Source organism: Saccharibacillus brassicae (assembly GCF_006542275.1).
Classification (GTDB): domain Bacteria; phylum Bacillota; class Bacilli; order Paenibacillales; family Paenibacillaceae; genus Saccharibacillus; species Saccharibacillus brassicae.
In genome coordinates this window covers 1,646,536-1,669,444 of the sequence record NZ_CP041217.1, presented here as the reverse complement: position 1 = coordinate 1,669,444, position 22,909 = coordinate 1,646,536, and the positions used below count along the sequence as shown (strand labels likewise).

The 22,909-nt window shown below is 57.1% G+C and carries 14 protein-coding genes, 16 tRNA genes and 2 rRNA genes; 30 read left to right on the top strand and 2 right to left on the bottom strand.

The genetic code is table 11. From position 1 onward, the window contains the following. The first annotated feature begins 26 nt into the window (after window positions 1-26). The 23 genes from FFV09_RS06930 (at window position 27) to uxuA (ending at window position 12,469) form a co-directional block, all read left to right on the top strand. Window positions 27-452: a Fur family transcriptional regulator gene (locus FFV09_RS06930; RefSeq protein WP_141447169.1), complete on the top strand. Its 426-nt coding sequence runs from the start codon at window positions 27-29 to the stop codon at window positions 450-452. 241 nt (window positions 453-693) lie between these two features. Then, window positions 694-2,265: a glycosyl hydrolase family 18 protein gene (locus FFV09_RS06925; RefSeq protein WP_246098497.1), complete on the top strand. Its 1,572-nt coding sequence runs from the start codon at window positions 694-696 to the stop codon at window positions 2,263-2,265. A gap of 192 nt (window positions 2,266-2,457) precedes the next feature. Next, window positions 2,458-3,327, top strand: a complete 870-nt coding sequence (locus FFV09_RS06920; RefSeq protein ID WP_141447167.1) for a nucleotidyltransferase-like protein — start codon at window positions 2,458-2,460, stop codon at window positions 3,325-3,327. Window positions 3,328-3,886: 559 nt separating this feature from the next. Then, window positions 3,887-5,438: ribosomal RNA gene (locus FFV09_RS06915) — 16S ribosomal RNA — on the top strand. 291 nt (window positions 5,439-5,729) lie between these two features. Next, window positions 5,730-8,663: ribosomal RNA gene (locus FFV09_RS06910) — 23S ribosomal RNA — on the top strand. The 16S and 23S rRNA genes sit together here with 16 tRNA genes alongside, the layout of an rRNA operon. 147 nt (window positions 8,664-8,810) lie before the next feature. Continuing rightward, window positions 8,811-8,886: transfer RNA gene (locus FFV09_RS06905), tRNA-Asn, on the top strand. A 3-nt stretch (window positions 8,887-8,889) separates the two neighbouring features. Then, window positions 8,890-8,980 (top strand) — tRNA-Ser (locus FFV09_RS06900). Between the two features lie 15 nt (window positions 8,981-8,995). Next, a tRNA-Glu gene (locus FFV09_RS06895) sits at window positions 8,996-9,067 on the top strand. 84 nt (window positions 9,068-9,151) lie between these two features. Beyond that, window positions 9,152-9,227: transfer RNA gene (locus tag FFV09_RS06890), tRNA-Val, on the top strand. An 18-nt stretch (window positions 9,228-9,245) separates the two neighbouring features. Next, window positions 9,246-9,319, top strand: a tRNA-Met gene (locus tag FFV09_RS06885). Between the two features lie 19 nt (window positions 9,320-9,338). Beyond that, window positions 9,339-9,414 (top strand) — tRNA-Asp (locus FFV09_RS06880). A gap of 51 nt (window positions 9,415-9,465) precedes the next feature. After that, window positions 9,466-9,541, top strand: a tRNA-Phe gene (locus tag FFV09_RS06875). 33 nt (window positions 9,542-9,574) lie between these two features. Continuing rightward, window positions 9,575-9,650 (top strand) — tRNA-Thr (locus tag FFV09_RS06870). 13 nt (window positions 9,651-9,663) lie between these two features. Then, window positions 9,664-9,748, top strand: a tRNA-Tyr gene (locus FFV09_RS06865). 5 nt (window positions 9,749-9,753) lie between these two features. Next, window positions 9,754-9,827 (top strand) — tRNA-Trp (locus FFV09_RS06860). A 42-nt stretch (window positions 9,828-9,869) separates the two neighbouring features. After that, a tRNA-His gene (locus FFV09_RS06855) sits at window positions 9,870-9,942 on the top strand. 11 nt (window positions 9,943-9,953) lie between these two features. Continuing rightward, a tRNA-Gln gene (locus FFV09_RS06850) sits at window positions 9,954-10,028 on the top strand. A 23-nt stretch (window positions 10,029-10,051) separates the two neighbouring features. Continuing rightward, window positions 10,052-10,126: transfer RNA gene (locus tag FFV09_RS06845), tRNA-Gly, on the top strand. 13 nt (window positions 10,127-10,139) lie between these two features. Further along, window positions 10,140-10,213: transfer RNA gene (locus FFV09_RS06840), tRNA-Cys, on the top strand. A 28-nt stretch (window positions 10,214-10,241) separates the two neighbouring features. Next, window positions 10,242-10,318, top strand: a tRNA-Arg gene (locus FFV09_RS06835). Window positions 10,319-10,341: 23 nt separating this feature from the next. Beyond that, window positions 10,342-10,422 (top strand) — tRNA-Leu (locus tag FFV09_RS06830). Window positions 10,423-10,507: 85 nt separating this feature from the next. Beyond that, window positions 10,508-11,254: a GntR family transcriptional regulator gene (locus FFV09_RS06825; protein WP_141447166.1), complete on the top strand. Its 747-nt coding sequence runs from the start codon at window positions 10,508-10,510 to the stop codon at window positions 11,252-11,254. Window positions 11,255-11,401: 147 nt separating this feature from the next. Next, the gene (gene uxuA / locus FFV09_RS06820) at window positions 11,402-12,469 is read left to right on the top strand and encodes a mannonate dehydratase (protein ID WP_141447165.1); all 1,068 of its coding nucleotides are present in this window, start codon (window positions 11,402-11,404) and stop codon (window positions 12,467-12,469) included. Window positions 12,470-12,595: 126 nt separating this feature from the next. On the opposite strand, the gene FFV09_RS06815 is transcribed toward uxuA, so the two are convergent. Beyond that, window positions 12,596-13,414 (bottom strand): AraC family transcriptional regulator, encoded by an 819-nt coding sequence (locus FFV09_RS06815; RefSeq protein ID WP_141447164.1) that lies wholly within the window; start codon window positions 13,412-13,414, stop codon window positions 12,596-12,598. A gap of 195 nt (window positions 13,415-13,609) precedes the next feature. On the opposite strand from FFV09_RS06815, the gene FFV09_RS06810 reads away from it, so the two are divergent. The 4 genes from FFV09_RS06810 to FFV09_RS06795 all read left to right on the top strand — a co-directional run bounded on the left by FFV09_RS06810 (window position 13,610) and on the right by FFV09_RS06795 (window position 17,957). Then, a complete protein-coding gene (locus tag FFV09_RS06810) occupies window positions 13,610-14,800 on the top strand; it encodes a Gfo/Idh/MocA family protein (RefSeq protein ID WP_141447163.1) in 1,191 nt (396 codons plus the stop codon). A 75-nt stretch (window positions 14,801-14,875) separates the two neighbouring features. Then, window positions 14,876-15,658: a sugar phosphate isomerase/epimerase family protein gene (locus FFV09_RS06805; RefSeq protein ID WP_141447162.1), complete on the top strand. Its 783-nt coding sequence runs from the start codon at window positions 14,876-14,878 to the stop codon at window positions 15,656-15,658. A 95-nt stretch (window positions 15,659-15,753) separates the two neighbouring features. Then, window positions 15,754-16,875 carry a Gfo/Idh/MocA family protein gene (locus FFV09_RS06800; protein WP_141447161.1) on the top strand — a complete coding sequence of 374 codons (1,122 nt, stop codon included), beginning with the start codon at window positions 15,754-15,756 and terminating at the stop codon, window positions 16,873-16,875. A 26-nt stretch (window positions 16,876-16,901) separates the two neighbouring features. Beyond that, a complete protein-coding gene (locus FFV09_RS06795; protein ID WP_141447160.1) occupies window positions 16,902-17,957 on the top strand; it encodes a Gfo/Idh/MocA family protein in 1,056 nt (351 codons plus the stop codon). 163 nt (window positions 17,958-18,120) lie between these two features. Here FFV09_RS06795 and mprF read toward each other — a convergent pair whose 3' ends face one another. Next, on the bottom strand, window positions 18,121-20,955 hold the full coding sequence (gene mprF / locus FFV09_RS06790) for a bifunctional lysylphosphatidylglycerol flippase/synthetase MprF (protein ID WP_141447159.1): 2,835 nt from the start codon (window positions 20,953-20,955) through the stop codon (window positions 18,121-18,123). A 375-nt stretch (window positions 20,956-21,330) separates the two neighbouring features. On the opposite strand from mprF, the gene FFV09_RS06785 reads away from it, so the two are divergent. The 3 genes from FFV09_RS06785 (at window position 21,331) to FFV09_RS06775 (ending at window position 22,909) form a co-directional block, all read left to right on the top strand. Continuing rightward, window positions 21,331-21,636 (top strand): hypothetical protein, encoded by a 306-nt coding sequence (locus FFV09_RS06785; RefSeq protein WP_141447158.1) that lies wholly within the window; start codon window positions 21,331-21,333, stop codon window positions 21,634-21,636. Window positions 21,637-21,721: 85 nt separating this feature from the next. Then, window positions 21,722-22,393, top strand: a complete 672-nt coding sequence (locus FFV09_RS06780) for a PspA/IM30 family protein (RefSeq protein WP_141447157.1) — start codon at window positions 21,722-21,724, stop codon at window positions 22,391-22,393. Between the two features lie 6 nt (window positions 22,394-22,399). Next, complete coding sequence (locus FFV09_RS06775; RefSeq protein WP_141447156.1) at window positions 22,400-22,909, top strand: PspC domain-containing protein; 510 nt, start codon at window positions 22,400-22,402, stop codon at window positions 22,907-22,909.

Below are 22,909 nucleotides of genomic sequence, written 5' to 3'. Positions count from 1 at the left end.
GGAATAACGGCAAGGAGGAGAACGGGATGACGACACGCGTACAACATGCTTTGGAACAGTTGAAAATCAACGGTGTGCGCATCACTCCCCAGAGACATGCCATTCTGACTTACCTCATGGAGAACATGGGTCATCCGACCGCGGACGAGATTTATCGCGCGCTGTGTCCGCAGTTTCCGAGCATGAGCGTAGCGACCGTATACAACAATCTCAAGATGCTGATCGAAGCCGGGATGATTCACGAACTGACTTACGGAGACAACTCCAGCCGGTTCGATGCGAACGTCAGCGAGCATTATCATATTATCTGCGAGACGTGCGGCAAGATCGAAGACTTCCATCATCCTTATCTGGGCGAAGTCGAACGTGCTGCGGCGAAGTCGACGGGCTTTACGGTCAAGGGGCATCGTTTGGAAGTGTACGGAGTATGCGAGGGTTGCAGCGAACAATGACGTTTGCTTACAATAAGGCGTGTGGAGCCGGTTCGGGCTCCCGCGCTTTTTTTTGTGGCGTAACCTGGCAGACATGCAGAAGGGCAGCTGTTGCGATTTGAAGAGGAACAGACAAGGACGTATCCGGAAAAAGAGGCGGCTCGGCCGGGTTCTTCTCCTGGGCGCGGTCATTGCGGGCGCGGGGTGGGCGGTATGGAGCTTCCTGCCGAACTTCGACCGGGAGCAGCCGGAGTGGAGAACCGTGGAGAAGCCGATTTTTATAGAAGGAAAATGGAGCGGGTACCATGCCGTCGGCTCGGGCGAGTCGCTCAAGCTCCCGCTGTCGCTGATCCGGGAGAGTATCCATGCGTATGCCTACGAAGATCCCGACGGCGAGACGGCGATCCTCACCACCGCGAACGAACTGCTGGTCATGGCCAAAGACGGCAAAACGGCCGAATCCAACGGCAAAGCGTATGCGCTGGCTTCGCCGCTGCAGGAAGAGGAAGGCTCGTTGTACGTGCCCGTGGAGCCGCTTGAACGGCTGTACGGCATCCGGATCGAGGAGCAGAGCCCCGCAGGCAGCGTGGTCGTGCTCAGAGCCGGCGACCGGTTCCGCAGCGGTTCCGCCGTCGACGGCGGACTGTTCGGCTCGCCCAAGCTTCGCGGCGACGCGACGCTCAAAGCGCCGATCGCGTCCGAACTCGAAGCGGGAACGAAGCTGCGCGTCTGGAACGAGCGGGACGGCTGGCTGTATGCGCAGACGGCCGACGGCAGCTCCGGCTACATTCGCGAGAGCGAAGTGCAGCTCGGGCAGGAAGAACAGATTCCCGTGCCCGAGACCGCTCCGACGGCCGCGTCCAGGGAATGGGCGGACCAGAAAGTCAATCTGGCCTGGGAAGCCGTATACGAGCGCCGGCCCGACCCGGAAGTGATCGAAGAGATGCAGGGAGTCAACGTCGTGAGTCCTACCTGGTTCGAGCTGAAGGACGGCGCAGGCAATATCCGCAGCAAAGCCGATTCGGCCTACGTCGGACGCGCCCATAACAGAGGGAAGCAGGTGTGGGGCTTGTTCAGCAACAGTTTCGAAGCCGATTGGACGCGGGAAATGCTGGGTGACTACGAGACCCGGGCCAACGCGATCCGCCAGGTGCTGGACGAAGCGGCCGAATACAAGTTGGACGGGATCAATCTGGACTTCGAGAACGTCTATACCGAAGACAAAGCGCCGTTCGTCGCGTTCGTGCGCGAATTTACGGTGCGGGCGCGTCAAGCGGGACTGACCGTCTCCGTCGACGTCACGCCCAAATCCAATTCCGAGATGTGGTCCGCGTTCCTCGATCGGCGCGCGCTCGGCGAGACCGTCGACTTCATGATGCTGATGGCGTACGACGAGCATTGGGCCAGCAGTCCCAAAGCCGGTTCCGTCGCCTCCCTGCCCTGGGTGGAACAATCCGTGAGCCGAATTCTGGAAGAAGACGAAGTGCCCGCTTCCAAGCTTGTGCTGGGCATTCCGCTCTATACGCGCGTATGGACGGAGACCGAGGAGAACGGAGAAGTCAAAGTGTCTTCTTCCGCCGTAGGCATGGAGACGTCCCAGAAGCTGGTCGACGAGAACGGCGCCAAGCGCGAACTGCTCGCAGACGTCGGGCAAAACTATGCCGAGTACAAAGAAGACGGAGCGCTCAAGCGCATCTGGCTGGAAGACGGGGAGTCGCTGAAGCGCCGGATCGACTTGGCCCGCAAGCACGACCTGGCCGGCGTAGCCAGTTGGACGCGAAGCTTCGCTTCGGCGCAGGCGTGGGAAATTTTGCAAACCGTCAATGAAAAATAAGGCCGCTTAATCGGAGTATGGGCCCATACTCCGATTTTCTTTTGTCTATGAACACTTCCTTTCATAATCGAACGAATTTGAAGAAGGAATAGAGGACCCGGCGTAGAATAACCATTAACGGCCCAAAAGCGGATGCGGTTCATTCGCGGCGAAGCCGAACGGCCGGGCGGCCATGCGGAGGAGGAGACGAGAATGAGCCCATTTACATTTGAGGATTGGATGAAAACCGAACCTGCTGCGTTGGGCGCCGTTGCCTGCTACCGTCCCGGCGGAACTTTTCACGGTGCGCTGCTTCAGGACTTTGACGGATTGATTTTTCTGATCTTCGAGGATCTGGACGAACAACTGCAAATTCATCATCGCGTGGAGAACGGGCTGCATTATCAACTGATCGGCCTGCAGGCCAAAGAATTGAAGCGCTGGATCGTGACCGGGGAAAACCGTTCGCTGGTTCATTATTTTTTACAGGGGGAAGTGGTGAATGACTTGAACGGCCAAATTTTTCATTTGAAGCAGCAGGTCGAGCATTTTGAACAGCCTCTTCGGGAACAACGCCTGTTTTTCGAATTTTCCCGCCTGGTCCGCAATTATGTGGAAGCCAAGCGCCATATCAACGAAGGCCACGAGATGGATGCCTATTACAGCACGCTCAAAGCGCTGCACCATTGGGCCTGTATCGAATTGGTGCAAAAAGCCGTCTATCCCGAGAAGACGATCTGGAATCAGGTACGCGCCCATGGGACCCAGGTCTATAAATTGTACGAGCAGCTTGCTTTCAGTCAGGAAACGCTGAGAGAGAGAGTAGAGCTTGTGCTGCTGGCGTGCGAATTTTCCGTTATGTCGAAAATGGCCGTGTGCTCCGAACTGCTCATTCACGTGCTCCGCAGCCGCAGGATGCCGTGGACGATCGGAGAGTTGAGCCGGCACCCGGATCTGCAATATGTCAAAAACGAACTGCCGATGGTCGTGCGCAAATTGGTCTACCGCTCCCTCATTACGCAGTGGCCGCGCGACGGCAAACACGGTGCGCAAAGCGAAGAAATCAGGTACAGCGCGGATTGAAGCCTTGATTCTTCGCAGCAACCAGACAGCAAGACAGCAAATTTTCAAAAAAGGGTTGACTGGAATAGCCGCTACGTGATAAATTAAATCTCGGCCTTTGAAGCCGCTGAGCGCTAAGTCGCTGAGCGCCAAACGCCTCACAGTGAAGTTTAAAGCGAAGTTCAAAAATGCTTTGAAAAAAGTGCTTGACGAACTGCTTGCCACTGTGATAGGATATAAAAGTCGCCGCTGAGATGCGGTGGTGAACGAAAGAAACGAGCAAGACAAGCAAATAAACGAGTTTGTTCTTTGAAAACTGAACAGTGAGTAACGAGAATCACGGAACCCAGCCGGGCCAAGTGATTCGAGGAACCGCGCTTAGCGAAGGGTTTTGATCTTCGGATCTGAATATTGGAGCACAAGACGGTTTAGAGTGAATATAGGGAACTTTAGTTCCCGCCACGTTTTAACGAGCACATGGTGCTTTCTTGACAAGTCAACTTCAAGACCATCCGCTTTATCCGAATCCAGGCCCTATGGGGTCTCTAATCGGAGTCGCGGGTGCAACAGAGGTTGCACCTTAATGGAGAGTTTGATCCTGGCTCAGGACGAACGCTGGCGGCATGCCTAATACATGCAAGTCGAGCGGATTGGATGAGAAGCTTGCTTCTCTGATAATTAGCGGCGGACGGGTGAGTAACACGTAGGCAACCTGCCTTTTAGCCTGGGATAACTTCCGGAAACGGATGCTAATACCGGATACATCATTTCTCCGCATGGAGAGATGAGGAAAGACGGCGCAAGCTGTCACTGAGAGATGGGCCTGCGGCGCATTAGCTAGTTGGTGGGGTAATGGCTCACCAAGGCGACGATGCGTAGCCGACCTGAGAGGGTGAACGGCCACACTGGGACTGAGACACGGCCCAGACTCCTACGGGAGGCAGCAGTAGGGAATCTTCCACAATGGGCGAAAGCCTGATGGAGCAATGCCGCGTGAGTGATGAAGGTTTTCGGATCGTAAAGCTCTGTTGCCAGGGAAGAACGTCCGGGTGAGTAACTGCACTCGGAGTGACGGTACCTGAGAAGAAAGCCCCGGCTAACTACGTGCCAGCAGCCGCGGTAATACGTAGGGGGCAAGCGTTGTCCGGAATTATTGGGCGTAAAGCGCGTGCAGGCGGCGGGTTAAGTCGGATGTTTAAGATCGGGGCTCAACCCCGATTCGCATCCGAAACTGGCCCGCTTGAGTGTAGGAGAGGAAAGTGGAATTCCACGTGTAGCGGTGAAATGCGTAGAGATGTGGAGGAACACCAGTGGCGAAGGCGACTTTCTGGCCTATAACTGACGCTGAGGCGCGAAAGCGTGGGGAGCAAACAGGATTAGATACCCTGGTAGTCCACGCTGTAAACGATGAGTGCTAGGTGTTCGGGGTTTCGATACCCTGGGTGCCGAAGTTAACGCATTAAGCACTCCGCCTGGGGAGTACGGTCGCAAGACTGAAACTCAAAGGAATTGACGGGGACCCGCACAAGCAGTGGAGTATGTGGTTTAATTCGAAGCAACGCGAAGAACCTTACCAGGTCTTGACATCGGCATGACCGGCTTAGAGATAAGCCTTTCCTTCGGGACATGCCAGACAGGTGGTGCATGGTTGTCGTCAGCTCGTGTCGTGAGATGTTGGGTTAAGTCCCGCAACGAGCGCAACCCTTGACTTTAGTTGCCAGCATCTTGGATGGGCACTCTAGAGTGACTGCCGGTGACAAACCGGAGGAAGGCGGGGATGACGTCAAATCATCATGCCCCTTATGACCTGGGCTACACACGTACTACAATGGCCGGTACAGAGGGTCGCGAAGCCGCGAGGTGGAGCCAATCCCAGAAAGCCGGTCTCAGTTCGGATTGCAGGCTGCAACTCGCCTGCATGAAGTCGGAATTGCTAGTAATCGCGGATCAGCATGCCGCGGTGAATACGTTCCCGGGTCTTGTACACACCGCCCGTCACACCACGAGAGTTTATAACACCCGAAGTCGGTGAGGTAACCGCAAGGAGCCAGCCGCCGAAGGTGGGATAGATGATTGGGGTGAAGTCGTAACAAGGTAGCCGTATCGGAAGGTGCGGCTGGATCACCTCCTTTCTATGGAGAATCGTTTCCTGCAACGGAGACATTCAGTCCCGCTTTTCTAGGGAGATAAAAAATAGAAACACTCAAACACTTACTGTTCGGTTTTGAGAGAGGGAACTCTTTCAATTCCGGGTACCATCCTTCTGTAAGGACTTCAAACCCAGCTTTCGCTTATCGCGGGAACGACGTTTGATCCACACAGCGGTGATGCACCCAAACTTGTTCCTTGAAAACTGGATACCGAAACGAAAAACTTCGCGTCTGGACTATTCTTCTTATGAAGACGTAGTTCCAATGAAGTTTGGTTAAGCAAGTAAGAGCGCACGGTGGATGCCTAGGCACCAGGAGCCGACGAAGGACGCGACGAACCGCGATAGTGCTTCGGGGAGCTGTAAGTGAGCGTTGATCCGGAGATTTCCGAATGGGGGAACCCAGCTGGACTCATACCCAGTTACTGACCGAGTCAATTCATAGCTCGGCAGAGGCAGACCGGGGGAACTGAAACATCTAAGTACCCCGAGGAAGAGAAAACAATAGTGATTCCGTCAGTAGCGGCGAGCGAACGCGGAACAGCCCAAACCAGAGAGCTTGCTCTCTGGGGTTGTGGGACGTCTCACACGGAGTTACAAAGGAGTTTGGTAGGCGAAGAGGTTTGGAACGACCCGCCACAGCAGGTGATAGCCCTGTAGCCGAAAGCAAGCTCCCTCCGAGACGGATCCCGAGTAGTGCGGGGCACGTGAAACCCCGTATGAATCCGGCAGGACCATCTGCCAAGGCTAAATACTCCCTGGTGACCGATAGCGAAGCAGTACCGTGAGGGAAAGGTGAAAAGGACCTCGGAAGAGGAGTGAAATAGAACCTGAAACCGTGCGCTTACAAAAAGTCAGAGCCCAATTAAGGGGTGATGGCGTGCCTTTTGTAGAATGAACCGGCGAGTTACGTTTACATGCAAGGTTAAGGTGAGAAGCCGGAGCCGCAGCGAAAGCGAGTCTGAATAGGGCGACGTAGTATGTAGGTGTAGACCCGAAACCGGGTGATCTACCCCTGTCCAGGGTGAAGGTGCGGTAACACGCACTGGAGGCCCGAACCCACGTACGTTGAAAAGTGCGGGGATGAGGTGGGGGTAGCGGAGAAATTCCAATCGAACCCGGAGATAGCTGGTTCTCCCCGAAATAGCTTTAGGGCTAGCCTCGGATTGAGAGTTGTGGAGGTAGAGCACTGATTGGGTGCGGGGCCCGCCAAGGGTTACCAAGTCCAGTCAAACTCCGAATGCCATCAACTTATATCCGGGAGTCAGACAGTGAGTGCTAAGATCCATTGTCAAAAGGGAAACAGCCCAGACCATCGGTTAAGGTCCCCAAGTGTGTGTTAAGTGGGAAAGGATGTGGAGTTGCCCAGACAACCAGGATGTTGGCTTAGAAGCAGCCACCATTTAAAGAGTGCGTAATAGCTCACTGGTCGAGTGACTCTGCGCCGAAAATGTAACGGGGCTAAACACACCACCGAAACCATGGCTTGATGCCTTGTGCATCAGGGGTAGGGGAGCGTTGAATACGGATTGAAGGTGTACTGGAAAGAGCGCTGGACTGTATTCAAGTGAGAATGCCGGTATGAGTAACGAAAAGATCAGTGAGAATCTGATCCGCCGAAAACCCAAGGATTCCTGAGGAAGGCTCGTCCGCTCAGGGTTAGTCGGGACCTAAGGCGAGGCCGAAAGGCGTAGTCGATGGACAACAGGTGGATATTCCTGTACCGCCGTAAACCGTTACGAGCAATGGAGTGACGCAGGAGGGAAGGGACGCGGACTGATGGAAGTGTCCGTCCAAGTAACAAGTCTGGTATGTAGGCAAATCCGCATATCTGAGGACAAGTTGCGATGGGGAGCGAAAATTACAGTAGCGAAGGTCCTGGGCTCACACTGCCAAGAAAAGCTTCTAGCCAGGTGAAGGCGCCCGTACCGCAAACCGACACAGGTGGGTGGGAAGAGTATTCTAAGGCGCGCGGAAGAACTCTCGTTAAGGAACTCGGCAAAATGACCCCGTAACTTCGGGAGAAGGGGTGCCCCGGTAGTGTGAATAGCACGAGGGGCCGCAGTGAAAAGGCCCAAGCGACTGTTTAGCAAAAACACAGGTCTGTGCGAAGCCGCAAGGCGAAGTATACGGGCTGACGCCTGCCCGGTGCTGGAAGGTTAAGAGGAGGGGTTAGCGGCAACGCGAAGCTCTGAATTGAAGCCCCAGTAAACGGCGGCCGTAACTATAACGGTCCTAAGGTAGCGAAATTCCTTGTCAGGTAAATTCTGACCCGCACGAATGGCGTAACGACTTGGGCGCTGTCTCAACGAGAGATCCGGTGAAATTTTAATACCTGTGAAGATGCAGGTTACCCGCGACAAGACGGAAAGACCCCATGGAGCTTTACTGCAGCTTGATATTGGACTGGGGTGCGATTTGTACAGCATAGGTGGGAGCCTTAGATCTCGGAGCGCCAGCTTCGGGGGAGGCGCCGTTGGGATACCACCCTGATCGCATGCTAGTTCTAACCTCGTACCGTGATCCGGTACAGGGACCGTGTCAGGCGGGCAGTTTGACTGGGGCGGTCGCCTCCTAAAATGTAACGGAGGCGCCCAAAGGTTCCCTCAGAATGGTTGGAAATCATTCGCAGCGTGTAAAGGCATAAGGGAGCTTGACTGCGAGACGGACAGGTCGAGCAGGGACGAAAGTCGGGCTTAGTGATCCGGTGGTACCGCATGGAAGGGCCATCGCTCAACGGATAAAAGCTACCCTGGGGATAACAGGCTTATCTCCCCCAAGAGTCCACATCGACGGGGAGGTTTGGCACCTCGATGTCGGCTCATCGCATCCTGGGGCTGAAGTAGGTCCCAAGGGTTGGGCTGTTCGCCCATTAAAGCGGTACGCGAGCTGGGTTCAGAACGTCGTGAGACAGTTCGGTCCCTATCTGTCGTGGGCGTTGGAAATTTGAGAGGAGCTGTCCTTAGTACGAGAGGACCGGGATGGACGCACCGCTGGTGTACCAGTTGTTCCGCCAGGAGCATCGCTGGGTAGCTACGTGCGGAAGGGATAAACGCTGAAAGCATCTAAGCGTGAAGCCCCCCTCAAGATGAGATTTCCCACACGCAAGTGGTAAGACCCCTTGGAGACGACGAGGTAGATAGGCAGGAGGTCGAAGCGTAGTAATACGTGCAGCTGACCTGTACTAATCGGTCGAGGGCTTATCCTACAGACTTGCGCAGTAAGATTCTTCGGAAGCCTCTGCTTCGGTTGAGACCTCTGCGCGAGCAAACACTTCATGACGCGAAGTGGATCGTTTCGGATCCGGTTTTCAAGGTGCAAACCTTGTAGTATAGCTTACTTTTAAGCTGAATGTTCCCTGATAGCTCAGTTGGTAGAGCACTCGACTGTTAATCGAGTTGTCACAGGTTCGAGTCCTGTTCGGGGAGCCATATGGAGAGGTGTCCGAGTGGCCGAAGGAGCACGATTGGAAATCGTGTAGGCGTCTAAAGCGTCTCGAGGGTTCGAATCCCTCTCTCTCCGCCATATTTTTTACAGCAAGGCCCGTTGGTCAAGGGGTTAAGACACCTCCCTTTCACGGAGGTAACAGGGGTTCGAATCCCCTACGGGTCATTCTTCTTTTCGAAAGAGAAGAAGCACGAAAAAACATTTGACATGAGGCTGCTAACATGGTATACTAGTAAGCGTATGTGAAATGGAGGCTTAGCTCAGCTGGGAGAGCATCTGCCTTACAAGCAGAGGGTCGGGGGTTCGAGCCCCTCAGCCTCCACCATATAGTTATACACTCTGACGCGGGGTGGAGCAGCTCGGTAGCTCGTCGGGCTCATAACCCGAAGGTCGCAGGTTCAAATCCTGCCCCCGCAATTGCTTCACCTTATGGCCTGGAACCGTGGTGTAGGGGTTAACATGCCTGCCTGTCACGCAGGAGATCGCGGGTTCAAATCCCGTCGGTTCCGCCATTTTTATTGCTTTCCATCTGCTCGAAGTCGGGCTTACAGGAAAAACTGCTTGGCTCGGTAGCTCAGTCGGTAGAGCAAAGGACTGAAAATCCTTGTGTCGGCGGTTCGATTCCGTCCCGAGCCACCATTGATAACCAAATAGTATCACATTCAAAAATTGGCCGGTGTAGCTCAATTGGTAGAGCAACTGACTTGTAATCAGTAGGTTGGGGGTTCAAGTCCTCTCGCCGGCACCATTTATTGAATTGTGGAGGCTTAGCGAAGTGGCCAAACGCAGCAGACTGTAAATCTGTTCTCTCTGAGTTCGGTGGTTCGAATCCATCAGCCTCCACCAGTTATAGGGGCATAGTTTAAAGGTAGAACAACGGTCTCCAAAACCGTTAGTGTGGGTTCAATTCCTGCTGCCCCTGCCATAGTAATTTCATATTTAACCCAAAGATTTATTTTGCATTTTGGCGGTCGTGGCGAAGGGGTTAACGCATCGGACTGTGACTCCGACATTCGCGGGTTCAATTCCCGTCGATCGCCCTTTTCTTTGTTGGGGGTTAGCCAAGCGGTAAGGCAACGGACTTTGACTCCGTCACGCATAGGTTCAAATCCTATACCCCCAGCCATTTTATTTCTTCAAAAAAAGTAAGCGGACGTGGCTCAGCGGTAGAGCATCGCCTTGCCAAGGCGAGGGTCGCGGGTTCGATTCCCGTCGTCCGCTCCATTTTTTTATTTACGGCGCCATAGCCAAGTGGTAAGGCACAGCTCTGCAAAAGCTCTACCCCCAGTTCGAATCTGGGTGGCGCCTCCAGTTTATTTTTCAAAATTTTATACAGCTTGCGCCCTTAGCTCAGCTGGATAGAGCGTTTGACTACGAATCAAAAGGCCAGGAGTTCGAATCTCTTAGGGCGCGCCATTTATCTAATTTTTTTTGTTTGTGCCGGTGTGGCGGAATGGCAGACGCGCTCGACTCAAAATCGAGTGGGGAGACCCGTGAAGGTTCGAGTCCTTTCACCGGTATTACGAGTAACGAAGAACCTGCAGCCTGCAGGTTCTTTTTTTTGTTACAATGACGGCAAAGTCATTTCGAAAGGGGCGGACCGCGATGCTGAGAGAGACCGCCCGGAAGGCGGGCGAGAACGGGAAAGACTATGCGTACCGGGTGATCCGCAGCAATATTATGGATCTGACGCTCGTTCCCGGACGGGCAATCAGCGAGATCGAGTTGGCGGCCGCCCTGCAGCTGTCCCGCACGCCGGTGCGGGAAGTCATGTCCCGACTCAAAGAAGAGTATCTGGTCGACGTGGTTCCCCAGGTCGGTACGTATATCTCTAAGATCGACGCACAGTTGATCGAAGAAGCGGCTTTTATGCGCCTGACTTTGGAACAAGAAGTGCTCCGCCTGGTCTGCGGGAGTCTGCCGTCCGACATTTTGCTGGAACTGCGGCACAATTTGCGACAGCAGGAAGACGTGCGGGATCGCGCAGCCGGTGCAGCGGCTTTTCACGAGCTGGACAACGCGTTTCACCGGTTGTTGTTTCGCGGCTGTAGCAAAGAACATGTGTGGGACTCGATCACGAGGCTGAGCACGCACTACAATCGGATGCGGCTGCTGTTCGAGACGGAGCATCCTTTCGACGAAGCGATCGAGCAGCATCGCCAATGGATCGAACTGATCGCCGAAGGACGCGTCAACGAGGTGGAAGGTGCCGTACACGAGCATATCCGTCAGCCGATCCTGCATTGGAAAACGCTGCTTGGCAGCGACGATCGGTACAGCGGCTTTTTCAAAACTTCGGACGTGTTCGAGGTGGCGGCTTCAGACGGTTTGGCGCCGCGCAATTCCCTTTAACAAATTCGCAAAAGCAGCCGACCCGTCGGCTGCTTTTATTTTTTGCGGAACGCGGGCAAAGCGTCGGCATCCGAATAAGCTTGCCACGCCTATACTGGCATGCTAGTATGCCAGTATATAAACTTAACGCAGAAGGAGTGAATTGCAGTGGAGATGACGTTTCGTTGGTATGGCGAAGACGATCCCGTCAAGCTGGAGCATATTGCGCAGATTCCCGGGATGAAAGGGATCGTAAGCGCCATTTACGATATTCCGGTCGGCGAGGAATGGCCGGTGGAGAATATTCGCGCGCTCAAGCGGCGGGTGGAAGAAGTCGGACTGCGGCTGTCGGTCATCGAAAGCGTTCCGGTGCATGAAGACATCAAGCTGGGCCTGCCGACGCGTGACCGCTACATCGAGAATTACGCGAATACGCTGCGCAACCTGGGCAATGCAGGCGTCCCGGTCGTCTGTTACAATTTTATGCCGGTATTCGATTGGACGCGGTCCGATCTGAATTTCGAGCTGCCGGACGGATCGACCACGTTGATCTATGAAGAAGAGACTATTCGCCGGATGGACCCCAAGCTCGGCGAACTGGCGCTGCCGGGCTGGGATACTTCCTATGGCGAAGGCGGATTGGGTCCTCTTTTGGAAAAGTACGAAGAAGTGGACGAAGAGAAGCTGTGGGAGAACTTGGCCTACTTTATCGAGCGGATCATTCCGGCGGCCGAGGAGAGCGGAGTCAAAATGGCGATCCATCCGGACGATCCGCCGTGGCCGATCTTCGGTCTGCCGCGGATCATGACGAACCGGGACAATCTGGAGCGTTTCCTGAACCTGCACGACTCGCCTTGCCACGGGTTGACGCTGTGCTCCGGTTCGCTTGGCTGCGATCCGAAAAATGATTTCGTGGAGATGGTGCGATATTTTGGCGGGGTGCGGGATCGGGTCCATTTCGCGCATCTGCGCAACGTGAAGATTACAGGCGACAAATCGTTCCGGGAATCCGGTCATTTATCGGAATGGGGTTCGCTCGACTTTTATGAAATCGTCAAAGCGTATACCGATTACGGCTTCGACGGACCGTTCCGCTCGGATCACGGCCGGATGATCTGGGGCGAGACCGGACGGGCCGGCTACGGCTTGTACGACCGGGCGCTGGGCGCCGTATACATCAACGGCTTGGCGGAAGCGACGACCAAAGCGAAGCAGGCGCCAGAAAAGTCAAAGTAAAAGTCAAAGTAAAAGTAAAAGTAACACTAACGGGAAAACGCAAAAAGCTCAACCGCTGCAAGAGACAGCCAACCGAATCAAGCCCGGCGCCGACGACGGCGTACCGGGCTTTTTGACGTGACCGATTTAACGGGTGCTGTTGCGGTACGTGCTGGGCGAGACACCGGTCGTTTTTTTGAAAGTGCGGGAAAAGTGGGCCGGGTCCATGCCGACGCGGTCCGCGATCAGCGAGATACCCATGTCGGTCGAGGTCAGCAGGCGCCGGGCGAACTCGATCCGTTTATGCTGCACGTAGCTCATCGGGGTGGTGCCCATCTGTTTTTTGAAATAGGGAATGAAATAATTGGGATGCAGATGCACGATTTCGGCCAGCCGTTCGACTTCGAGCGGTTCTTCCAGCCGAGCCTCGATATACTCCAGCACAGCGCTCAGCTTGCCTCGTTCCCCGGCCTGCGCCGCAAGCTCCGAATGCTCGTCGTGCCCGCTTCGTTCGAGGCAGCAGGCGAGCAGCTGGAGCAGGCACGCTTTGACGCGCAGCGCGGCAAAAGGGCCGGGATGCTCGGACTGCCCGATCATGTCGCGAAACAGCGCTTCGACCGTTCCGGGATCGGCGGCATCGGCCAGATGAAAAGGCGAACCCGCCCGGAACAACGGCCAGCCGCCGATCTTCGCGTCGAAATGGCAGAAGTAGCGGGAATACGGATTCCCGGGCGGGGTAAAGCGGGTCTGCACGGCTCCGGCCGGCATGATGAACAGCTGCCCGGGCCGGGGTTCGTACCGAATGCCGTCGAGCGTCACCGCGCCTTCCCCTTCGGTCACGTAATACAGGCGGTTGAACGACGGCTTCTCTTCGGGAGCGTTCCAACCGAAATAACCGGCGCGGTAAAAAGCATGGGAGACGTGGACGGTCAGATTTTCCAGTTCGTTGCGGGAAAAAGACTGCATAAAAACCCTCGCTTTCCATAGATGTTTCCTTATTCGCAGTATACCTTCTTTTAGCCAAAACACCTTAGTTTTAGACAAGAAGTTCTTAATCGTGTTCATGTTCTTGCGTGCGCGTCCGGGTTATTCTCAAAAGGAAGCAACGACAGGAACAGAAATGGAAGCGGAAACATAATCTGCAAGCGGCGGAGGGACATCATGAAGACGACTACAGGCACACAGATAAGGTTCGGCGTAATCGGTATCGGCAATATGGGCAGCGCCCACGCGCAGAGCCTGATCGGGCAGCGGATCGAAGGGGCCGTGCTGACCGCGGTATGCGATGTGCGGCAGGAACGGCTGGATTGGGCGAAGCAGCATCTTCCGGCTGACGTGAGACGTTACGCCGACCCCAAAGAGCTGATGCGCTCGGGCGAGATCGACGCGGTGCTGATCGCGACGCCTCATTACGATCATCCGACTTTGGCGATCGAAGCTTTTCAATACGGTCTGCACGTGCTGATCGAAAAGCCGGCCGGCGTCTATACCAAAGCGGTGCGGCAGATGAACGAAGCGGCGGCCGCAGCGGCAAAATCGGGTCTTGTGTTCGGCATCATGTACAACCAACGCACCAATCCGCTGTACCGCAAGCTGCGCGACCTTGTTCAATCGGGCGAACTGGGCGAGATCCGGCGGACCAACTGGATCATCACCAACTGGTACCGCTCGCAGAGCTACTACGATTCCGGCGGTTGGCGGGCGACGTGGCAGGGAGAAGGCGGCGGCGTGCTGTTGAACCAGGACCCGCATCAGCTCGATTTGTGGCAGTGGACGACGGGCATGATGCCCAAGCGCGTAAGAGCGTTTTGCAGCTTCGGAAAAAAACGGAATATCGAGGTGGAAGACGACGTGACCGCCTACGTGGAGTACGAGAACGGAGCGACCGGACTGTTCGTGACGACGGTCGGCGAGGCGCCGGGTACGAACCGGTTCGAGCTGGTGGGCGATAACGGCAAAATCGTGATCGAAGACGACAAGCTGACCTTTTGGCGCTTGCGCACGCCGGAACCGGAGTTCAATGCGACGTATACGGGCGGATTCGGCGAGCCGGAATGCTGGAAATGCGACGTGCCGGTCGAGCGCGGAAGCGGGGAGCAGCATGAAGGCATCCTGAGCAATTTTACGCGGGCCGTGCTGCACGGAGAGCCGCTGATCGCCCCGGGCGAAGAAGGCATCCACGGGCTTACGCTGTCGAACGCGATGCATTTGTCGAGCTGGACCGACGGCTGGGTTGAACTTCCGATCGACGAAGACGCTTATCTGGCACAGTTGAACGAACGGATCGAGCAGTCCACTTTTGTCAAAAAAACGGGCACGGACGCGACGCTCAACGTATCGGGCACGCACTGATTCCGCCGTGCAGTACGGATCAACCGACAGCCGGAGATGCACGCGCACAAAAACGTGGGAAAGGCGGAACATACGATGAAAAGATCGACGATTGCCGCTCAGTTGTATACGTTTCGGGAACAGGCACAGACGAAGGAAGGCTTGGCGGACACGCTCTCCAGGCTCAAGCAAATCGGCTACGACGCGGTGCAGGTGTCGGGCATCGGCCCTATCGATCCCCATAGAGTCAAAGAACTCGCGGTGCAAAACGAACTGAAGATCTGCGCCACGCATATTGCGTACGATCGGCTGACGGATGACCTGCAAGCTGTGGCGGAGCAGCATAAGCTGTGGGACTGCGCCTACGTCGGACTCGGCATGGTGCCGGACCGGTACCGCGGCAGCGCGGACGGCTACCGGGCTTTTGCGAAGGAAGCGTCCGGTATCGCCCGGCGGCTCAAGCAGGAGTACGGCCTGCAGTTCGTGTACCACAACCATCAGATCGAATTCGAACGGTACGACGGCCGCACGGCGATGGATATTTTGCTGGACGAAAGCGATTCGGAAGCGTTCGGCTTCGAACTGGACATGTACTGGGTGCAGGCAGGCGGAGGCGATCCGGCCCAGTGGGCGCACAAGGTCGCAGGCCGGATGCAGGTCGTCCATCTCAAAGACATGGAGATCGTGGACGGACAGGCGGTTTTTGCGGAAGTGGGACACGGCAATATGAATTATCCGGCCATTATCGAAGCGTGCCGGGCGACAGGCGTGGAATGGTACGTCGTCGAGCAGGACGTCTGCCGGCGCGACCCGTTCGAGAGTGCGCAGATGAGCCTGGATTATTTGCACGGACTGCTGCGGCGGGAGAAGACGATGTAAGGAGTTTGGGAGTGGAAGGATCTCACAAGCAGGACGGAACGGGAAACAGCCGTGCGGACTGTGCGAAAAAAAGGCAGCGGGAGGATGAATCGACGATGGGACGAAGCGACGGCATGAATTACGCGCCGAGACACGAAGCGAAGCCGGTGGTGGCACCGGGCGAATTCGTCTTTGCGGCGGCGGCTCTGGATCACGGGCATATTAACGGCATGTGCAACGGGCTGATCGAAGCCGGCGGCACGTTGAAATGGGTCTATGATCCCGATCGGGTCAAAATGGAAGCTTTTATCGCGTCGTTTCCGGGCGTGAAGGCAGCGGATTCGCTGGAAGACATTCTGGATGATCCGGAAGTGCGGATGGTCTGTTCGGCGGCCATCCCGGCCAGGCGCGGACCGCTGGGCGTGCGGGTGATGGAGAGCGGCAAAGATTATTTCACGGACAAAGCGCCGTTCACGACGCTCGCGCAGCTTGACGAAGCGGAGGCCTGCGCCGCCCGGACGGGCCGCAAGTATATGGTCTACTACAGCGAGCGCCTGCATGTCGAGAGCGCGGTGTACGCGGATCAGCTGATCCGCCAGGGCGCGATCGGCCGCGTCGTACAGGTGACGGGCGCAGGCCCGCACCGGCTGAATGCCGCCGGCCGTCCGGACTGGTTTTTCCGCCGCGAAGACTACGGCGGCATCCTGTGCGATATCGGCAGCCACCAGATCGAGCAGTTCCTGCATTATGCAGGCTGCAAGAGCGCCCAGGTGCTGCACAGCAAGGTGGGCAATTACAGCAGCCCCGAATACCCCGAATTGGAAGATTACGGCGACGCGACGCTTGTCGGCGACAACGGGGCGACGCAGTATTTTCGCGTCGACTGGCTGACGCCCAAAGGGCTCGGCACGTGGGGCGACGGGCGGACGGTCATTTTGGGCACCGAGGGATACATCGAGCTGCGCAAATATACGGACATCGCGCGTTCGGACTCCGGGGACCATGTGTATTGGGTCGACGGGGAAGGCGAGCATTACGAGCAGGTGTCCGGCAAAGTGGGCTGCCCGTTCTTCGGGCAGCTGATTCTGGACAGCCTGAACCGCACGGAGCACGCGATGACGCAGGCGCATGCGTTTCTGGCCGCGCGGCTGTGCCTGGAAGCGCAGGCGGCCGCGCTGAACCTGACGCCGGACACGCTGCGCAAGCCGGAATCGGCAGGGCTCACGAATAAGACGTAAAAAGTCGAAGACGGAAGGTGCGACTGATGACAAAAACGGGAGCGGCGATTATCGGCTGCGGCACGATCTTCGCCCAGCATGCGCGGGCTTTGGCAAATATGGAAGAGGCGCAGCTGCGCCTTGCGGTGGACCTCGATCTGCCCCGGGCGGAGCGGGAAGCGGCCGCTTACGGCTGCGAAGCGGCGCGCGATTACCGGACGGTGCTGGAACGTCCGGACATTGAAGTCGTGCATCTGTGCACGCCGCATCATCTGCATGCGGAGATGGCGGCAGAACTGCTGGCGGCCGGCAAGCACGTACTGACGGAGAAACCGATCGCCCATACGCCGGAAGCGGCGAGGTCGCTGCGAATCGCGGCGGCCGCGGCCGGACCTGCGCAGCTCGGCGTCGTGTTCCAGAATCGCTATAACGAAAGTTCGCGGCAGATTCGGGAGATTATCGATTCCGGCCGGTTGGGCCGGCTGCTCTGCCTCAAAGGCGCGGTGACCTGGTCGCGCAGCCCGGACTATTATACGGACAACCCGTGGCGCGGGCGGATCGCGACAGAAGGCGGAGGGCTGCTGATCAACCAGACGATCCATACGCTCGATCTGCTGCAATGGTTCGCCGGCGGCGAAATCGAGCGGATCGCGGGCAGCGTCACGACGGACGCTCTGGGCGATTACATCGAGGTCGAAGACACGGCCCATGCCTGCCTCGATTTTTCGAACGGCGTCCGGGCGTTGTTCTACGGCACGAACGCGTATCTGGCGAACAGCCCCGTCGAGCTGGAGCTGATCTTCGAGCAGGGCGTGCTGCTGCAGCGCCGGGACCGCCTCTATCTGCTGCAGGAAGGCGAAGAGACGGAACTGTGCCGCCCTGCCCGGAGCGCCGCGGGCGCGAAGTCGTATTGGGGCCTCAGCCACGGCCTGCTGATCGAGGACTTTTACCGGCATGTGCGCGCCGGGCGCAAATTTTGGCTCGACGCGGAAGAAGGCGGGCGTGCCCTCGATCTCGTGCACGGCATTTACGCGGCTTCGCGGGCGCAGGCGTTACGGCCGACCGGAACGCCGCTATCTACCCGCGTCACGCGCGCGGACTAAGCGGCCTTGAGCCAAGCTTCCGCCAATAGAAAACAGACCAAAAAGCAGGCATCTGCGCGAGTACGCTCGCGTCGATGCCTGCTTTTGGTCGTGAAGGGCGATCATAATTTGGAAAGGCGCCGTTCACAGGCGCTGCGGCCGAACGAGCTTAGTCCGAGCAAGCCTAGTCCGAACCGCCGGGCGATTCGGCTTCCCGGTTCGGGGAGCCCGCCGGCGTTCTGCCGCTTGGCATCGATTCGCCGATCTCGACCGTGCCGTCGCCCCGATCGTTGTTTTTCGGTCGGCGGGAGACGAGGATCACGAGGTCGACGAGCAGGACCGGCAGCGAGACCGAAGCCGGATACGCCAGATAACGCGGCTGCCATTCCGGGAAGAACTTCTCCTTGTACCGGCGCAGCCCTTCGAAGCTGTAGAAGTGTCCGCCGTAGCGGAACACCAGATTCGCCAGCTTCTCTTCGCGCAGCGAGCTGCGGCTCTTGCCGACGCTCGACAGCGGAGCCATGCCGAGATTGAACGTCTTGTACCCTTGCGCCTGCGACCATTCGATCAGTCTTGCGAACAGCAGGTCCATCGTGCCGTTCGGCGTATCGGGCAGATGGCGCATCAAGTCGACGGAGATCGTCCGTCCGCCGTCGTACGCCGGAGCGAGTGTCGCGAAGGCGACGACCCGGCCTTCCGGGTCTTTGAGCAGCGCAAGCGGCGAGCGCTGCAGGTAAGCTTCGTTGAAGAAGCCGAGCGAGAAGCCTTTTTCTTTGCGGTCGCCCAGCCAGACGTCCGAAATGGCGCGAAGTTCTTCGAGCAGCTCGGCCCCGTAAGGCGCGGCTTCTACGGAGAACGTATACCCGTCCCGCTCGAAGCGGTTTTTGGCCGTGCGGAACGCCGTCATCTTTTTGCCCGAGAATGTGAACGTCTCCAGATTGATCAGCGCTTCTTCGCCGAGCTTGAAGAACCGGTAGCCTTTCTCGTGGTAGATCGACAGATAGTCCGGCGAAGCCTGATAGAACACGACGGACAGCGCGTAGCGGTCGCCGAACGCCTGGAATTCCTCGATCGCGTCGCCAACGAGCTTTTGCGGGCCGAGCGGATCGCCGAGTACGACCAGCTTGTCGCGCGAGCGCGCGTACGGGATAAGCACTTTGCCGTCCTGCGCCCAATAGAACTGCTTGTCGCCCAGATACAGCATATGCGACAGCAGGTTGCCTTCTTCCGTTTGCAAAAAGGCATCCAGCCGGTTCAGTTCGTCGCCGCACGGCAGCTGGGCGTCCTGCCGCTTCGGACGCAGCAGGACGAGGATCGAGAACAGAATCCACGCGCCGACGATGCCGCTTGCGGCAATCGCTCCGTATTCGCTCGGCTGCATGATCCATTCCGGCTGGAATCCGGCCGGCAGGCGGTTCAGGAAGCGAGGCCGCGAAGACGTTCCGATCAGGTAATAGAGACCCGCCAGCACGAGGGTGAACACGAACCACAATCCGATCCGTTTGCTCGACAGCGTCGCGCCCGAACGGTAGAAGCGGGCCCGCGACACCCAGAGCAGCAGCGCCACGACGAGCAGGAAGATCGCTTCCTCGTAGTCGAACGCTTTGAAGAAAGTGAACAGAGCGCCGGCGACCAGCAGCAGCGAGGTCAACCGGTGTGCCCTGCGCAGCCGCAGGGAGATGCCGCTGGACAGAATGATCAGCATGAAGCCGATCACGACCGAAATTTGCTGCGACAGCTTCATGAGCGGCGTGGACAGGAAGCGCGATATGAAATGCAGCCGCTCGAACAATCCGGGCGTCGCCGCGGACAGAAGCAGGATCAAGCCGCAGGCCAGCACCAGCTTGCCGAGCGCCCAGATGCCCATATCGCTCAGGAAGCCGAATTGGCCGGGCCAGTTCCAGAAGCGCTGCCAGTGGGCGGCAAGGCCGTCGTGTTCGCCTGGGCCGGGCAGCTCGTCTTGAGCGTCGCTTTTGGACCCTGCGACCGGCAGGCCGCCGGCGTCGGGTTCTCCGGCGGCCGTTTCTTTGTGGATCGCCTTGCGCCGGCTCGGCAGCAGTTCGAACGCCGTCATCGCCAGCGCGATCAGCCACGGAATAATGAAGTAGAAGACGCGGAACAGCACGATGGTCGCAAGCGCCGTCTCCGGCCGTACGCCGGCCAACTGCAGGCCGAGCAGCGCCGTAATATCGAACGCCCCGATGCCGCCCGGCGCGAAGCTGACGATGCCGGCGATTGCCGCAACGCTGTAGATCGCCATAGCCTGGCTGAGCGGAACGTCATGCAGGAAATTGGAGCAGATCAGCCAGAACGTAAGGCCCGCGAAAAACCATTCCAGCACGGAAGCCAGCACGGAGCTGACGATGATACTCCACGGCAGCCGGCTGCCGTCGCCCTGCTTGTGGAACCATTTGGCGAACAGCTTGGATCGTTGCATGAGCAGGAAGACCGGCAGATAAAGCGCCATGCCCCATACCGCGTAGACCAGCCAGCCGTGTTCGCCCAGCATGAGCTGGATCGGCAGCAGGCCGACGATGCCCGCCCAGGCCAGCACGGACAAGCCGGTCACGAGGGTCGGCGACAGAAAGACGATGGCCGGCGTAATCTGGGCCAGCGTGACGCCGCTGTTGCGATACAGCAGAGCCCGCACGCCGGCGCCCGTAAAGCCGGCAAAGCCGAGAAAGTTATTGAACGTATTCGAGATCCAGCCGTACCGGAAAGCCGCCCATTTGCTTACGTTCAGGCGGAAATGCCGGCAGATCAGGAAGTCGTACGCGCTCATGACCGAGACAGCGACGAGTGACAGGGCAAGAATCTGAAAGATGGCGCTTGTCGGCATCGTCCGGATGTCGAACAGGATGCGCGAGAAGTTGAGCTTGCGCAGCTCGCCCTCGCTCTGAAAATAGACGAAAGCGATGACAGCGACCGGGATAAGCAGCCGGACGATTTTCATACGGTAGAGAAAAGCGAACACTCGCAAAATGTGCAGACGTTCCAAAACGATTTTCGTACGATTCATGAAGTCACCTACATTAGTAAGAGTGAAATAGAAGGCATTAAAAGCATACAATTATTTCCATTGGCACGCGTTCTATAAATCTTAACATAAAACCCCCGACTTCGAACCGAACATCTTTGTAACTTTTCGCGGATGCGCCGCGGCGGCGCGTTTTTCCGCCCGGCGCTTCAGCCTTCTTCCTTATACATCGACGTTCGGGCGATTATCGTTCACTGCCTTTTACCCGATCCGATTTATATATACGCTCGAAGGTCCGGGAGGTTCCCCGCCTCAGGTCTAGGTTCAAAAACCGCCTCGGGTCCGTTTTGCGCGAAGCCTCTTCCGTCTAGAATAAAGGCATAAGGAAATTGATTCAGGGAAGGCGGTGAAAAGTTAATGAGAAGCATGAAACTTAATATCCCGGCTATCGTACTTGTGGTACTGGGAGCGCTGATTCTGTTCGGAAAACTCGGAAGTTTCGTCGGATTGTTGTTCGCGGTCGCCATCTTCGCACTCGGTTATTACGCGGTCAAGACAGGCAAGAAAGTACTGGGCTGGACGCTGTTGATCATCGGCGGCTGTATGCTGATGGCGAAGTTGTCGTGGCTGATCGGACCGCTGCTCGGCATCGCGCTGATCGCGGCAGGCATCGTCTGGATCGCCGGTAAACGTTCGAACAGACGGAGCGGATTCGGCGGCTGATTGCAGTCGGCCAAGCCGGATCGCTCCGGAGTCCCGGTAAACGAAAGATGGAACGGACATTACGCAGAGGAGGGAAAAACGCCGAATGAGCATGTTCAAACGAATGAGAGACATTACGCTGGCTACCCTTAACGATAAGCTTGAAGAAAGTCAGGACCCGGTGCGGATCATCGACCAGTTCCTCGTCGAGACCCGGCAGGAGATCGGCGAAGTGCAGCGCCTGCACGATCAATGCGCCCACCACAGCAAGCAGCTTCGGCAGCAGGTCGACCATGCAGTATCGATGCGCGAGAAGCGCGAAGAGCAGGCGATGCTGGCCCTCAAGGCGGACGAAGAAACGATCGCCAAGCTGGCCCTGCAGGAGAAGATGCTGTACGAGGAAAAAGAACGGCAGTATCTGGATCTGTGGAACCAGAGCCAGGAGACGCTCAAAGAGCTCGGCGAGCAGCTGAACGTACTGCGCAACGAATACCAGACCGTATACAACAAGCGCCAATATTATTACGCCCGGATGGAGACGCTTCGTCTGCAGCAGCGGCTGAACCGCCGCAGCGGCGGCTACGAATCCGACGTGCCGAAAATGTTCGACCGGTTGGAAGACCAAATGTCGTCGATCGAATACGAAACGTACAGCCTGCGCGATATCCGCAAGCTGGGGCAGGAAGCTTCCCGGCAGATCGGTGAAGTGGGCAGCATTCTCGAAGAGGAGATGGCCCGGCTGAAAGAAAAATTGAAACGCAACGAAGGGAAGGAGTAAGCGAGGATGCATAGATTCTACCGCTCGACCCAGGACCGAATGCTTACCGGACTTTGCGGCGGACTGGCACGCGAATTCGGCGTCAACCCCACGCTGCTCCGAATCCTGTTCCTTGTCGCCATCCCGCTGACCAGCGGGGCGATGCTTCCGATCTACTTCATCGCTTCGCTCGTCATTCCGAAAGCGCCGGCTCCGCCGTACTATCCGTACGGCCCCGACGAATACGGCCGCGATCCGTACGGCAGAGACGCGTACGGCCAAGGCCCTTACCGCGCGGAGAGCGACCGCGAGCCGCATGCGCCAAGACCGCTCCGCGAAGAACGCGAATTCGAACGCCCGTTTCCTCCGCATCGCCCGCAAATGCAGCGCGCGGATCTCAAAAAGCGCGATATTCCGGATTCCGGGATCGACGCCATGATGGAAGATATCGAGAAAAAAGCTCTCAAAAAAGAAGTTGAAGAACTCAAACACAAGCTGTCCAAATACGAGAACGACAATCCGAAAGGGGATTTATAA

What these genes read in the sequence shown, in the direction of transcription:
- FFV09_RS06800 (WP_141447161.1), top strand. Translation starts at nt 15,754, where the DNA reads ATGGGACGAAGCGACGGCATGAATTACGCGCCGAGACACGAAGCGAAG.
- FFV09_RS06920 (WP_141447167.1), top strand. Translation starts at nt 2,458, where the DNA reads ATGAGCCCATTTACATTTGAGGATTGGATGAAAACCGAACCTGCTGCG.
- FFV09_RS06775 (WP_141447156.1), top strand. Translation starts at nt 22,400, where the DNA reads ATGCATAGATTCTACCGCTCGACCCAGGACCGAATGCTTACCGGACTT.
- FFV09_RS06810 (WP_141447163.1), top strand. Translation starts at nt 13,610, where the DNA reads ATGAAGACGACTACAGGCACACAGATAAGGTTCGGCGTAATCGGTATC.
- FFV09_RS06825 (WP_141447166.1), top strand. Translation starts at nt 10,508, where the DNA reads ATGCTGAGAGAGACCGCCCGGAAGGCGGGCGAGAACGGGAAAGACTAT.
- FFV09_RS06795 (WP_141447160.1), top strand. Translation starts at nt 16,902, where the DNA reads ATGACAAAAACGGGAGCGGCGATTATCGGCTGCGGCACGATCTTCGCC.
- mprF (WP_141447159.1), bottom strand. Translation starts at nt 20,955, where the DNA reads ATGAATCGTACGAAAATCGTTTTGGAACGTCTGCACATTTTGCGAGTG.
- FFV09_RS06785 (WP_141447158.1), top strand. Translation starts at nt 21,331, where the DNA reads ATGAGAAGCATGAAACTTAATATCCCGGCTATCGTACTTGTGGTACTG.
- FFV09_RS06815 (WP_141447164.1), bottom strand. Translation starts at nt 13,414, where the DNA reads ATGCAGTCTTTTTCCCGCAACGAACTGGAAAATCTGACCGTCCACGTC.
- FFV09_RS06780 (WP_141447157.1), top strand. Translation starts at nt 21,722, where the DNA reads ATGAGCATGTTCAAACGAATGAGAGACATTACGCTGGCTACCCTTAAC.
- FFV09_RS06930 (WP_141447169.1), top strand. Translation starts at nt 27, where the DNA reads ATGACGACACGCGTACAACATGCTTTGGAACAGTTGAAAATCAACGGT.
- FFV09_RS06805 (WP_141447162.1), top strand. Translation starts at nt 14,876, where the DNA reads ATGAAAAGATCGACGATTGCCGCTCAGTTGTATACGTTTCGGGAACAG.